Origin of the sequence: Mesorhizobium sp. BR1-1-2, assembly GCF_020165435.1 — a bacterium.
Taxonomy (GTDB): domain Bacteria; phylum Pseudomonadota; class Alphaproteobacteria; order Rhizobiales; family Rhizobiaceae; genus Mesorhizobium.
Window position 1 is genome coordinate 41624 of sequence record NZ_JAIUID010000022.1, and the last position, 11991, is coordinate 53614.

General features: G+C 62.8%; 11 protein-coding genes. 10 read left to right on the forward strand and 1 reads right to left on the reverse strand.

Annotated features, from left to right (window positions below):
• Window positions 1–34: 34 nt before the first annotated feature.
• Complete coding sequence (locus LB551_RS28165) at window positions 35–1063, reverse strand: LacI family DNA-binding transcriptional regulator (protein ID WP_224661240.1); 1029 nt, start codon at window positions 1061–1063, stop codon at window positions 35–37.
• Between the two features lie 355 nt (window positions 1064–1418).
• Here LB551_RS28165 and LB551_RS28170 point away from each other — a divergent pair, with 355 nt between their 5' ends.
• The 10 genes from LB551_RS28170 to LB551_RS28215 all read left to right on the forward strand — a co-directional run bounded on the left by LB551_RS28170 (window position 1419) and on the right by LB551_RS28215 (window position 11991).
• Window positions 1419–3032 (forward strand): extracellular solute-binding protein, encoded by a 1614-nt coding sequence (locus LB551_RS28170; protein WP_224661241.1) that lies wholly within the window; start codon window positions 1419–1421, stop codon window positions 3030–3032.
• Window positions 3033–3115: 83 nt separating this feature from the next.
• Window positions 3116–3976, forward strand: a complete 861-nt coding sequence (locus LB551_RS28175) for a carbohydrate ABC transporter permease (RefSeq protein WP_140553782.1) — start codon at window positions 3116–3118, stop codon at window positions 3974–3976.
• Window positions 3973–4932 (forward strand): carbohydrate ABC transporter permease, encoded by a 960-nt coding sequence (locus tag LB551_RS28180; RefSeq protein ID WP_224661242.1) that lies wholly within the window; start codon window positions 3973–3975, stop codon window positions 4930–4932. Before LB551_RS28175 ends, LB551_RS28180 begins: the two co-directional genes overlap by 4 nt.
• Complete coding sequence (locus tag LB551_RS28185; protein ID WP_224661243.1) at window positions 4929–6014, forward strand: ABC transporter ATP-binding protein; 1086 nt, start codon at window positions 4929–4931, stop codon at window positions 6012–6014. The genes LB551_RS28180 and LB551_RS28185 overlap by 4 nt, the downstream gene beginning before the upstream one ends.
• Before the next feature lie 3 nt (window positions 6015–6017).
• On the forward strand, window positions 6018–7088 hold the full coding sequence (locus LB551_RS28190) for an ABC transporter ATP-binding protein (RefSeq protein ID WP_224661244.1): 1071 nt from the start codon (window positions 6018–6020) through the stop codon (window positions 7086–7088).
• Window positions 7089–7123: 35 nt separating this feature from the next.
• Window positions 7124–8221, forward strand: coding sequence for a Gfo/Idh/MocA family protein (locus LB551_RS28195; RefSeq protein ID WP_224661245.1), 1098 nt, complete (start codon window positions 7124–7126; stop codon window positions 8219–8221).
• A gap of 42 nt (window positions 8222–8263) precedes the next feature.
• Window positions 8264–9178, forward strand: coding sequence for a sugar phosphate isomerase/epimerase family protein (locus LB551_RS28200; RefSeq protein WP_140553790.1), 915 nt, complete (start codon window positions 8264–8266; stop codon window positions 9176–9178).
• A 24-nt stretch (window positions 9179–9202) separates the two neighbouring features.
• A complete protein-coding gene (locus LB551_RS28205) occupies window positions 9203–10147 on the forward strand; it encodes a substrate-binding domain-containing protein (RefSeq protein WP_224661246.1) in 945 nt (314 codons plus the stop codon).
• Window positions 10148–10192: 45 nt separating this feature from the next.
• Window positions 10193–11212, forward strand: coding sequence for an ABC transporter permease (locus tag LB551_RS28210; RefSeq protein ID WP_411970969.1), 1020 nt, complete (start codon window positions 10193–10195; stop codon window positions 11210–11212).
• Between the two features lie 2 nt (window positions 11213–11214).
• Window positions 11215–11991: an ATP-binding cassette domain-containing protein gene (locus LB551_RS28215; protein ID WP_224661248.1), complete on the forward strand. Its 777-nt coding sequence runs from the start codon at window positions 11215–11217 to the stop codon at window positions 11989–11991.

Genomic DNA, 11991 nt, shown 5'->3' on the forward strand with positions numbered 1-11991 from the left:
CCTCACGGCACTCCCCCCAATCGTCGAAGGTCAGTCAGATCTCCGGGATGTTCTCCTTGAAAATCACCTGCAGCCTCGGCTGGTGCGGTTCGTAGGGCAGTGCCCGGACCGCATGGGTCAAGGTGTTGAGCGCTTCGCGAGCTTCGACGCGCGGGTTCTGGTCGATGACCGCGTCAAGCGTGCCGTCGAGCAGAAGCTCCTTGGTGCCTTCGGTTACCTCATGGCCAAGGAAAACCATCGACTGCGCGCGGCCGCGCTCCTTGAGCGCGCGGGCAATGCCGGTATTGCCCGCGCCGACATTGTAGATCGCGGCCAAATCGGGGTGTCGCTCCAGAAGGGCTGACGCCTCCGAATAGGCCTTCTCGCGGTCGTCAAGCATCTCGCGCATCTCGACGATCTCCAGATTGGGCGATTCCTCGGCCAATATGTGGCGAAATCCCATCTCGCGTTCCTCATGGCCGCGATAGGAGAGCGAACCGGCGAACAGCGCCACCTTCCCGGGACGTTCCGACCCCATGAAACGGTTCAGCAGGTAGCCGGCCAGTCGCCCGGCGGCCCGGTTGTCAATGCCGATATAAGCGACCCTTGGCACATGCAGGATATCGGAGGCTATGGTCACCACCTTGACGTCGTTGGCCGATAGCGAGCGGATCGCCTCGCGCACCGTCGGATGATCGAGCGCGATGACGCCGACGCCCTGCGTCTGGCCGCGCAGATCCTGCAAAAGGCGTGCGAGCCGGTCGGGATTGAAACCCTCTATGGTGGCGATGTGGACGTCGAGATCGGGCCGCGCCAAGGCCTGCGCCTCGATGTGGCGGTGCAGCATCTTGATGAAGGAATTGGTGCCGGCCGGCAGCGCGAAGTCGAGCCGGATGACGTCGCCGGGCAGGGCGCGCGGCGACGTCGCGTTCGGACCTTCGGCGATGTAGCCAAGACGCTGTGCCATTTCGAGCACGATTTCGCGCGTGCGCGCCCTCACGCCCGGACGGTTGTTGAGAACACGGTCGACGGTGGCGGCGGAAACGCCGGCTTCCCGGGCTATGTCAGTCAGGGTGGAACGCACCGTCTTTCATCTCCTCAATGCATCAGGATCCCGCAATGCCGACGCCGGCCGGGCGGCGACTGCTCTTCGCCATCCGCGATTCTGATGGGAAATGATGTATCCGGCCTTGGCCCTTGCGCAAGCCGCCGGGCTAAATCAGATCGCCCGGCAGGATCGCGTCGGCGTGGGAAGATAGATTTCCCATCAAATCGAGGCAGCAGGGGCGCAAAATGGATCTCCGTATGACGCATTTTCCTGTCTTGTTGCGATGTTGTGAGGTGTTTTGATTATTTATGATGTTGACAGCCTTCCCGCACTGCCGTCAATATCCCTCATGGGCTGTGGAGGAAACATTGGCCCTGAGGGAGGAATTCCAATGTCTGATCTGATCCGCATGTCGCGGCGCCGATTGCTGGCGTCCGGAGGAAAGGCGGCGGTGTTCGTGGCCGCCGCAGGCATCGCACCGCAATTCATCCGTCCCGGCCGCGCTTTCGCGGCCGACGCGCTGGCGCCGGGCATGATCGGCGGCCCGACCGGCTTCGAAGGGGCGGAGCGCTATCAGTACGGGCCGGACACGCCGGAGGGACGCGCCATCGAGGCGGTCAAGGCAATGAAGGGCGCGGGCAAGGCGCCATCGAAGATCGTGCTCGGCCTGTCCGATGGTTCGATCGGCCAACTGACCCAGCCTTTCCCGGCCGGAGCACCATCGATCAAGGAACTGTGGGAAAAGGAAACCGGCATCACGCTCGAGATCGTCGGCGTGCCGAATGGCCAGGAATTCACCAAGACGATGCAGGACATTTCCACCAAGGGTGGAGCCTACGACATCTACGCCGTCGAATGGAACCGTCTCGGCGATCTCGCCGAGACCGGCGGCATCCTGAAGCTCGACGACTTCGTCGCCCAGCACAAGCCTGAATGGGACGATCCGGAACGTGGCTATGTCAACGGCGCCAAGGGTGTGTCGCTGCTCAACCAGTATCGCGGCTCGACCTACGGCGTGTCGCTGGATGGCGACTTCCAGACCTGGGTCTACCGCACCGACCTGTTTGGCGACGCGGCCGAGAAGAAGGCATTCAAGGACAAGTTCGGCTACGATCTGGCGCCGCCCAGGACATGGAAGCAGCATGACGAGATTGCCATGTTCTTCCAGCGCCCAGACAAGGGTCTGTTCGGCTCCACCGACATCCGCAATCAGGGCTGGGGCTACACCAACTGGTATCAGCGTTATGTCTCGATGGCCTCGCCCAACCAGTATCTGTTCGGCGATGACGGCAAGCCGCTGATCAACTCCGAGCAAGGCATTGCCGCCACCAGGGAATATGTCGAGTCGCTGGCGCATCATTCGCCGGACGCGATCTCGTGGGGCTGGCCGGAACAGTATGGGAATTTCGCCAAGGGCGGAGCGGCCATGACCTGCGCCTTCTCCAACCTGCCGAAATTCCTCGACAATGCCGGCAACAAGGATTCGGCCGTGACCGGCAAGATCGGCTCGATGCTGCCGCCCGGCCGCGAGATCGACGGCAAGCTGATCAGCCGTTCGGTGTTGTGGCTCAACCTGTCGGCGTCGGTCTCCTCGCAGGCCAAGAACCCGGAGGCCTGCTACCTGTTCCTGCAATGGCTGGGTTCGAGCCGCATCTATGCCTGGATGACGGCCAATCCGGGTGGCTATTTCGATCCGTTCCGGCTGTCGGACTTTTCCGATCCGCTGGTGCGCCAGACCTACCACGCCTACCACATGGACGTGGTGCGCGAGACGGTCGCCCGCACCGTGCCGACCATCAACTATCCTGGCGCCACAGCTTTCCACAACGCGCTGGACGAAAACCTGGTGGCGTCGCTGACCAAGGCCAAAACGCCTGAGCAGGCGATGGCCGACACCGAGACCGAGTGGAAGAAGATCGCCCGGCGCATCGGTGAGGACAAGCTTCTGGAAGCCATCAAGACCAACAAGGAGGCATGGCCGACCGTTCTCGATCCGATCAGCTGATCCGTCTCCCTTGGATCAGAGCCGGAGGGGAGGAGCATCCGCTCTTCCCCTCCGCAACCGACGCCACCAGCAAAAGCAGCCAGATGAAGCGTTCCGTCCTCTTCGAGATATTCCGCTACGCCGCGATCCTCGCGGCGATCGCGGTGACGCTGGTGCCGATCCTGTGGATGGTGTCGATGGCCTTCAAGCCGATCGCCGAATGGTCGGCGACGGGGGCTGACCTGACATGGTGGCCGAAGAACCCGACGCTCAGCAATTTCCAGTTCGTGTTCGGCGAATCGACCAACAATCTGATCGTGGCGCTCGACCGCACCGCGCTGAAGCCGATCGTCTCGTCGCTTCTGTCGGCGGTGTTCGGCACCGCGATCGCCATGTCGGCGGGCACCGCGGCGGCCTATGGGCTGTCGCGCTTCGGCTCGGGACAAAACCTGCCGCTGGCGCTAATCCAGCTCAGGCTGTTTCCGCCGATGGCGGTGATGATCCCTGTCATGATCATGTGGGCCTTCCTCAATTTCACCGACAGCTGGTGGGGGCTGGCATTGATCTACGGCATCGTCACCTTGCCGTTCGCCTTCTGGTTGATGAAGACGTTTTTCGACGACATGCCGCGCGAGATCGAGGAAGCCGCTTTGGTCGAGGGCTGTTCGCGGTTGCGCGTCTTCACGCGCATCACACTGCCGATGATGCGCGCACCTCTGGCCAGCGCCGCCTTGTTCGTCTTCATCCTCAACTGGTCCGACTATCTCATCGCACTGCTTTTGACGACACGGGAATGGGTGACGATCCCCGTCTACATGGCCTCGCTATCGTCCTCCATGACCGGGCAGCTCTATGGCGCCAAGGCGGCGCTCGGCCTGATCGCAGCGGTGCCGCCCGTCATCATGGGCATCGCCATCCAACGCCATCTGGTGCGCGGGCTGACTTTCGGAGCGCTCAAGCAATGAGCGCTGCGACCGCGACGATTCCGGAGGGCGAAATGGGCGCCGCGCGTGCGAAGGCGGCCTTGCGAGACGAGGGCGTGCGGCTAGGCTTCCGGCTGACATTGCCGGCGCAGATCCTGGTGCTGTTCATCTCGGCCTTTCCGCTCTTGATGCAGCTCTACATCAGCGTCACCGACTGGTCGCCGCTTTCGGGCCTCGGCTGGTGGAACGCCTGGGAGATGTGGAACAGCTTCGCCAACTATACCGATCTCGTCGCCGATGCGCGCTTCTGGAGCGCGCTGAAGCGCACCGCCATCGTCATGATCGTGTGCGTGCCCGCCGAATTCCTGCTCGGCCTGGCGCTGGCGACGCTGTTCGCCGACGATTTTCCGGGAAAGCGCATCTTCTATTCGATCCTGCTGATGCCGATGATGGTGGTGCCGGCGGTGGCGGGCTACATGTTCTTCATGCTGTTCCAGTCCGGCGGGCCGGTGAACGACATATTGTCGTCGCTGACCGGTTCTCCCGTCACCATCGCCTGGCTGTCGGACCCGACCTTGGCGCTGGTGGCGGTGATGATCGCCGACATCTGGCAGTGGACGCCGCTGATGTTCTTGATCCTGCTCGCAGGACTGGTCGGCGTGCCGCAGGACCAGATCAAGGCGGCGACGCTGCTCGGCGCCAATCCCTGGCAGCGCTTTACCACTATCGTGCTGCCGAAGATGAAGACCATCATCATCATCGCGCTAGCGATCCGGGTGATCGAGAATTTCAAAATTTTCGACACGCTCTACATCATGACCGGCGGCGGCCCCGGCGTCGCCACGGAAACGATCTCCGTCTACATCTACAAGGTCACCACCCAGGATCTGATCTGGGGCTATGTCGCGGCCATCGCGCTCGCCATCCTGGTGGTGCTGTCCGTCGTGGCGGTGTTCGCCATGAAGCGCATGGCGAAGGCGAGGCAGGTGTCGGCATGAGCGCGATCCGGCTGCAGAACCTGGTCAAGACCTTCGGCGATTTCACCGCGCTGAAGACCATGGATCTCGAGATCGCCGATGGCGAGTTCATGGCGCTGCTCGGGCCGTCCGGCTGCGGCAAGTCGACGACCATGAACATGATCGCCGGCATGGAAGAGCCGACAAGCGGGAAGATACTGTTCGGCGAACGCGATATGGCCGGTGTGCCGATGGGCCGGCGCGGCGTTGGTTTCGTGTTCCAGAACTACGCCATCTTCACCCATATGACGGTGCGCCAGAACCTCGCTTACGGACCAAGGATGCGGGGCGCGGCGAAAGCCGAGATCGACCGCCGTGTCGGCGCCATTGCAGAAATGCTGCAGCTGACCTCACTTCTCGACCGCAAGGCCGATCGGCTGTCGGTCAACATATTGCAGCGCGTGGCGATCGGCCGTTCGGCGATCATGGAGCCTGCGATCTTCCTGCTCGACGAGCCGCTGTCCAATGTCGATGCGGCTTTCCGGGCGATCATGCGCACCGAGCTCAAGCAGCTGCAGCGCCAGTTCCGGCAGACCATGGTCTACGTTACTCACGACCAGCTCGAAGCCATGACCATGGCCGACCGCATCGCGGTGATGGACCATGGCGTGTTGCAACAGGTCGGAACTCCGCTCGAAGTCTACAACAATCCGGCCAATGTCTTCGTCGCCCGTTTCATCGGCGCGCCGGGGATGAACCTGCTCAAGGGCAGGCCGGCGGAGAGCGACCGTGGGCTGGTCGTCGACCTCGGACCGCTGGGCATCACGCCACCGCTGCCGGACGAACTCGCGGCCGCCTTACGCGGTGCTGGCGGCGACGTTCTCTACGGTTTCCGGCCGGAGCAGGTGATGCTCTCCGACCGCGGGCTGTCGATGCCGGTGACCTTTGTCGAGCGCATCGGAGCGCGCACCATCGTTCATCTCGGCCACGGTGAGGGTGCTGTGAAGGCGGTCTTCGAGAATGATGTCGGGTTGTCGATCGGAGAAACGGCGATAGTCGCGCCAGAGGCGGCGTCGGTGCGCGTCTTCGATGCTGTCAGCAGCCTTGCGATAAAGGCGGTTTGAACCATGGCCGACATCGTCTTCCGCAACGTCACGAAACGCTACGGCGCAACGCTCGCCGTCGACGATGCCTCGTTCACGGTCAACGACAACGAGTTCTTCTGCTTCTTTGGTCCGCCACTATCGGGCAAGTCGACAATCCTGCGCCTAGTGCTCGGGCTGGAGATGCCGGACGCCGGAGAAATCCTGATCGGCGGCAAGCCGGTCAACGCCGTCTCGCCGGCCGAGCGCAACGTCGCCATGGTGTTCCAGAACCTGGCGCTGTTTCCGCATATGAGCGCGCTCGACAATGTCCGCTTCCCGCTGGTGGAACGCAAAATCGCCGAGCTCGACATCAGGAGACGTGTCGCCGATGTCGCCGCCAAGCTGCATATCGGCCATGTCTTGCATAAGCCGCCAGCGCAGCTTTCGGGCGGTGAACGCCAGCGCGTGGCGATCGCGCGGGCGCTGGTGCGCGATCCCGCCGCCTATCTGATGGACGATCCGATCTCGGCGCTGGACGCGCGGCTGCGCGAGGAAACACGGGTCGAGCTGAAGCGCATCCAGCGCGAGCTTGGCAAAACGCTGATCTACGTCACGCACGACCAGGAGGAAGCAATGTCGGTCGCCGACCGCATCGCCATACTGGAGAACGGCCGCATCCGGCAGATCGGCGCGCCGGCAGAGATCTATGACCGGCCGGCAAGCGCCTATGTGGCAAGAATGCTCGGCTCGCCAATGATGAACATCCTGCCTTCGGTGCGGAGCAGAGGCGGCGTCGAGGCGGCGGATGGTGCAATCCGCATCGCCGACGACAAGGCGCCGGCCGAAGCGGTCGAAATCGGGCTCAGGCCCGAGGACATCAAGGTCCGCCCCTGGACCGATGGCGAAAAGATGGAAGGTGCGCCAAGCCGTCCGGCACAGGTATTCGAGGTCGAGCCGCTTGGTGGCTACACAGTCGTGACGCTTGCCGCCGGGCAGGCGCGGCTGAGGGTCCTGTTGCGCGGCCAGCCCGAGATCAGGCCCGATGCGATGGTGGCGATATCCTGCGTGTCGGCCAGAGTGCATTATTTCGCTCAAGGCGGAGGCGCGTTGTGACAGCGGCCGCAAGGAAAGAGTTTCGGGAGGAAGACATGGCAGGCAGAGACTTCGAGCCGGACGTGAGGGTTCGCACCAGGGAATTCAAGATCGGCTGCGTCGGCGCCGGCATGATCATGGCCGAATGCCATCTCGCGGCCTATAAGGAAGCAGGCTTTCCTGTCGTGGCGATCGCTTCGCGTACAAGGGCGAATGCGCAGAAGGTCGCCACGCGCTGGGGCATTCCGACCGTCCACGACACGCCGGAACGACTGATTGAGGATCCGCAAGTCGAGATCATCGACCTGGCTTTCCCGCCGGACCAGCAGCCGGCGCTGATCCGCCACGCGCTGAAGCAGAAGCACATCAAGGCGATCCTGGCGCAGAAGCCGCTGGCGCTGTCGGTCGAGGAAGCGGTGAAACTGCGCGACGAGGCGGCGAAGGCCGGCAAGATCCTCTCGGTCAACCAGAACATGCGCTACGACCAGTCGATGCGCGTGCTGAAGCAGATCATCGACAGCGGGGCGCTCGGCGACATCGTCTTCGCGCAGATCGACATGCATGCCATTCCGCACTGGCAGGGCTTCCTCGAGGATTATGACCGGCTGACGCTCGCCAATATGAGCGTGCATCATCTCGACGTGCTGCGTTTCCTGTTCGGCGATCCCGATGAGATCACCACACTGACGCGCAAGGATCCGCGCACGACATTCGACCATTCCGACGGCATCACGGTTTCAACCCTGCGCTTCCCGTCCGGCGTGCTGGCCGTGTCGCTGGAGGATGTCTGGTCCGGTCCGCGCCAGCAGGGTTATCGCGACGACCAGCACATCAACTGGCGCGTCGACGGCACCAAGGGCGTGGCCAAGGGTACGATCGGCTGGCCGACCGGTGCGGCCTCGACGCTGACCTACGCTTCGGCCGAGACGACAAGCGGCGAGTGGGTCAGCCCAAGCTGGGACACGATGTGGTTCCCGCATGCCTTCATCGGCGTGATGGAGCAACTCCAGCACGCGGTGAAGACAGGCACGCTGCCGGCGCTCTCGGTCGCCGACAACGTCAAGACCATGGCGCTGGTCGAGGCGGGCTACCGCTCGATCGCTTCGGGCCGCACGGTCAAGCTTTCCGAAATCTCTACAAACCCGATCAATTGAAATCACTGGCAACTGAATCGCTTACAGGGAGGAATTCACACCATGATGCAGGCAGGTATTTTCACGGGCTATTTCCCGTACGGCCTCGAAGAGACGGCGAAAAAGATCCGCGGGCTCGGTTTCAACACGGTGCAGCTCGACCTGCATTTCAAAGATGTCGATCTCTCGGCCGGGCAGATCACCAAGGAAAAGGCTAAGACGGTGCGCGATGTCTTCCGCGACCACAACCTGCCGGTCTGCTGCGTGTCGGGATACACCAACATCATCCATCCCGACAAGGCGGAGCGCGAGAAGCGCGTTGGCTACCTCAAGGAGATCATCCGCAACGCCCGCCATTTCGGCTCGCCTTACGTGATCTCGGAAACCGGCACTTACAACACCGAATCCGACTGGGTGCACCACCCCAAGAACAAGACCGAGGAGGGGTTCGAGGAATGCCGCAAGGTGATCGCTGATCTTGCGCAAACCGCCTATGACCATGGCGCGGTCTTCCTGCTCGAAACCTATGTCAACAACGTCGTCGGCTCGGTCGAGGAGACGGTCAAGATGTTCGCGCAGGTCGACCATCCAGGCCTTGGCCTCTTGATGGATCCGACCAACTATTTCGAGACGCACAACATCGACCGGATGGACCAGATCCTGAACCAGGTGTTCGACACGTTGACGGACAAAATCAAGATAGCGCACGCCAAGGACGTCAAGCGCTCGGGCAGCGACAAGTCGGAAAAGCACGCCGACATCGGCGATGAGGATGCCATGGAAAGCCACACCTTCCGCGGCGTCGGCGAGATCGAACTGCCGGCGCCCGGCCTCGGCTCGCTCAACTACGACCTTTATCTTCAGCGGCTTGCCGAGAAGCACCCGAACATTCCCGTCATCATCGAGCACCTGTCGGAAGACGACGTGCCGCGCGCCAAGAAATTCCTCGACGGGAAGTTCCGCGCCAACGGGCTTTGATGGCTCCAAACAAGGGAGGAAAGAATGTTGAAATTCGCTTGGAAATTGACGGCCGCCGCGGCGGTGCTCGCTGGCGTGGCGCTTGGTTCGGCCGCGCAGGCACAGGACGGCCAGAAGACGTTCTACCTGCTGTCGCATGGCGGCCCGTCGGACGCGTTCTGGATCGACTGGAACGCGGGCGCCACCAAGGCTTGCGACCAGCTCAAGGTGACCTGCAAGATCTCCTTCAGCGGCGGCGACATGGCGGCGCAGAAAGAGGCATTCAACTCGGCATTGGCGGCCAAGCCCGACGGCATCGCCACCACCTCGGCGCAGCCGGGCCTATGGACCGAAGAGGTCAAGGCGGCGAAGGCCGCCGGCATCCCGATCGTGTTCTTCAACACCGACGACCCGGCGACGGGGCGGCAGGCCTATGTCGGAGCCGACCTGAAGGAGGCCGGCGCGACCTGGGCAAAGTATCTTGTCGACCACAAAATGGTGAAGCAGGGCGACAAGGTCTTCCTGCCGGTCGAGGTTCCCGGCGCCAGCTATCAGCAGCTCGAGACCGAAGGCATCGCCGGCGTTTTCGATCCGCTCGGCATCAAATATGACATCGTCGATTGCGGCACCGATCCGGCCGGCATCATCGCCAAGATGACCGACTATATGGTCGCCAACAATCCGCCGGCGATCATCGCGCTCGGCGATTCCGTGGCGGCCAGCGTCAAGCGGGTCTTCGACGGCGCCGGCGTGCCGGCCGGCAAAATCCCGGTCGTCGGCTGGGGCAATTCGAAGGAGACGGCGCAAGCCGTCAAGGACGGTTTCGTCAACGCGGCCGCCTGGCAGTACCCATCGGCGCAGGGCTTCATGCCGGTGGCGCTGCTCGGGCTTGCCGCCTCGGGCGAGCCGATCGGCTACGACATCCATACTTTTGGTCTCTACGACGCCTCGAGCGTCGAGCCGATCCTCAAACTCTACGACAAGAAGTGAAAAATGGACGCCTGCCGCGCCGGCGGCGGGCGCCCTGCAAGCAGTATGGTTCAGAACCTTATGACAGTCACCGCGGAAGAGGGCGCAACAAGCGCCAGGAGCAGGTCGAGGCTGATGCGCTCGCCGCAATTTTCCTCGTTCATCATCCTCGTCGTCCTTCTCGTGGTGTTCGCGGTCGCGGACGGCAATTTCCTGTCGCCGCTCAACATCTCCAACATGATGGCGTTTCTGCCCGAGCTCGGCATCATCGCGCTCGGCATGACGTTGCTTCTGACGGCCGGCGAATTCGACCTGTCGGTCGGCGCCGTATTCGGCCTGGCGCCGGTGGTGGTGATGCTTCTGGTGCAGAACGCCGGGGTGGATATCGGCGTTGCCCTTCTGGCCGGACTTTTGCTGTGCATCGCGATCGGAGGGATCAACGGGGTGATCGTCACCAAGATCGGCATCTCGTCGTTCCTGGTGACCCTGTCCATGCTGCTGATCGTGCGCGGCGCGGCCCTCTACATCACCCAGGGTTTCCCGCTGAAGTCCTGGGACCAGCCTGGCTTCTTCGTGACGCTGCTTGCCGGCAGCTTCAATATCGGCTCGTTCCGCTTCTACACCTCGCTGTGGTGGTTCGTCGGCCTGTCGCTGCTGGCAATCTACGTGCTGCGCTATGCCAAGCTCGGCAACTGGATCAGCGCCATCGGTTCCAACCGCAACGCGGCGGTGGCGCGCGGCGTGCCGGCGGACGCCGTCAAGATCTGGCTGTTCATCGCCACCTCGGTGCTGGCCGGGCTTGCCGGCATGATCAGCGCCTTTCGTATTTCGGCCGCTTCGCCGGTGGCCGGCACAGGCTATGAGCTCGAAGTGATCGCCATGGTGGTGGTCGGCGGCACGGCGCTGACCGGCGGACGTGGCACCATCCTGGGCACCATCGTCGGCGCGCTGATGCTGCGTGCCATCCGCAACGGCATCGTGCTCGTCGGCGTGCCCGGGCTCGCCTACAACATCTTCGTCGGCGTGATCATCCTCGCCATGCTCATCCTGCATGCTTTGGTGCAGAAAAACGCGGCAAGGAGCTGACTGTGATGCAAGAAGTGCTTCGGCTGCAGAACCTGCAAAAATCCTTCGGCAGCGTGCGCGCGTTGAAGAATGCCTCGCTGACGCTGCGGGAAGGCGAGATAGTGGCCCTGCTCGGCGACAATGGCGCCGGCAAATCGACGCTGATCAAGGCGATCTCCGGCGTCTTCCCGGTCGATCGCGGCGACATCTATGTGCGTGGGCAGAAGGTTTCGATCCGCTCGACGCGCGACGCGATGGATCTCGGCATCGAGACCATCCACCAGGATACGTCGCTGGCACCGGATCTCAGCATCGCGCGCAATCTCTTCCTCGGCCGCGAACCGGTCAATCTCAAATGGTTGGGCGTGTTTGCGCCGCTCGATCTCGCCAAGCTGCGCGATGCTGCCTCCTCCCTGCTGAAGCGCGTCGGCATCTCGAAGAAACTCGACGCCGACGCGCTGGTCTCAACGCTGTCGGGCGGCGAGCGCCAGTCGATCGCCATTTCACGGGCCATGCAGTTCGCCGCCAAGGTGATCATTCTCGACGAGCCGACCAACAATCTCGGCGTCGAGGAAACCCACGGCGTGCTGCGCTTCGTCAAGGAGATGCGTCAGGCAGGCCATTCGGTGCTGCTCATCACCCACAACATCCATCACGTGTTCGAGGTTGCCGACCGCATCATCGTCATGCGCCGCGGCGAGATCGTTGCCGAGCAGACGGTCGCCGATACCGATCTGCTGACCGTGGAAAGCATCATCACCGGCGCCGACCTGTCGGCTCTGATGAAGAGGGCGCAGTGA

Coding starts and splice junctions, on each gene's coding strand:
- LB551_RS28180 (WP_224661242.1), top strand. CDS start 3,973: ATGAGCGCTGCGACCGCGACGATTCCGGAGGGCGAAATGGGCGCCGCG.
- LB551_RS28205 (WP_224661246.1), top strand. CDS start 9,203: ATGTTGAAATTCGCTTGGAAATTGACGGCCGCCGCGGCGGTGCTCGCT.
- LB551_RS28185 (WP_224661243.1), top strand. CDS start 4,929: ATGAGCGCGATCCGGCTGCAGAACCTGGTCAAGACCTTCGGCGATTTC.
- LB551_RS28175 (WP_140553782.1), top strand. CDS start 3,116: ATGAAGCGTTCCGTCCTCTTCGAGATATTCCGCTACGCCGCGATCCTC.
- LB551_RS28170 (WP_224661241.1), top strand. CDS start 1,419: ATGTCTGATCTGATCCGCATGTCGCGGCGCCGATTGCTGGCGTCCGGA.
- LB551_RS28195 (WP_224661245.1), top strand. CDS start 7,124: ATGGCAGGCAGAGACTTCGAGCCGGACGTGAGGGTTCGCACCAGGGAA.
- LB551_RS28190 (WP_224661244.1), top strand. CDS start 6,018: ATGGCCGACATCGTCTTCCGCAACGTCACGAAACGCTACGGCGCAACG.
- LB551_RS28210 (WP_411970969.1), top strand. CDS start 10,193: ATGGTTCAGAACCTTATGACAGTCACCGCGGAAGAGGGCGCAACAAGC.
- LB551_RS28200 (WP_140553790.1), top strand. CDS start 8,264: ATGATGCAGGCAGGTATTTTCACGGGCTATTTCCCGTACGGCCTCGAA.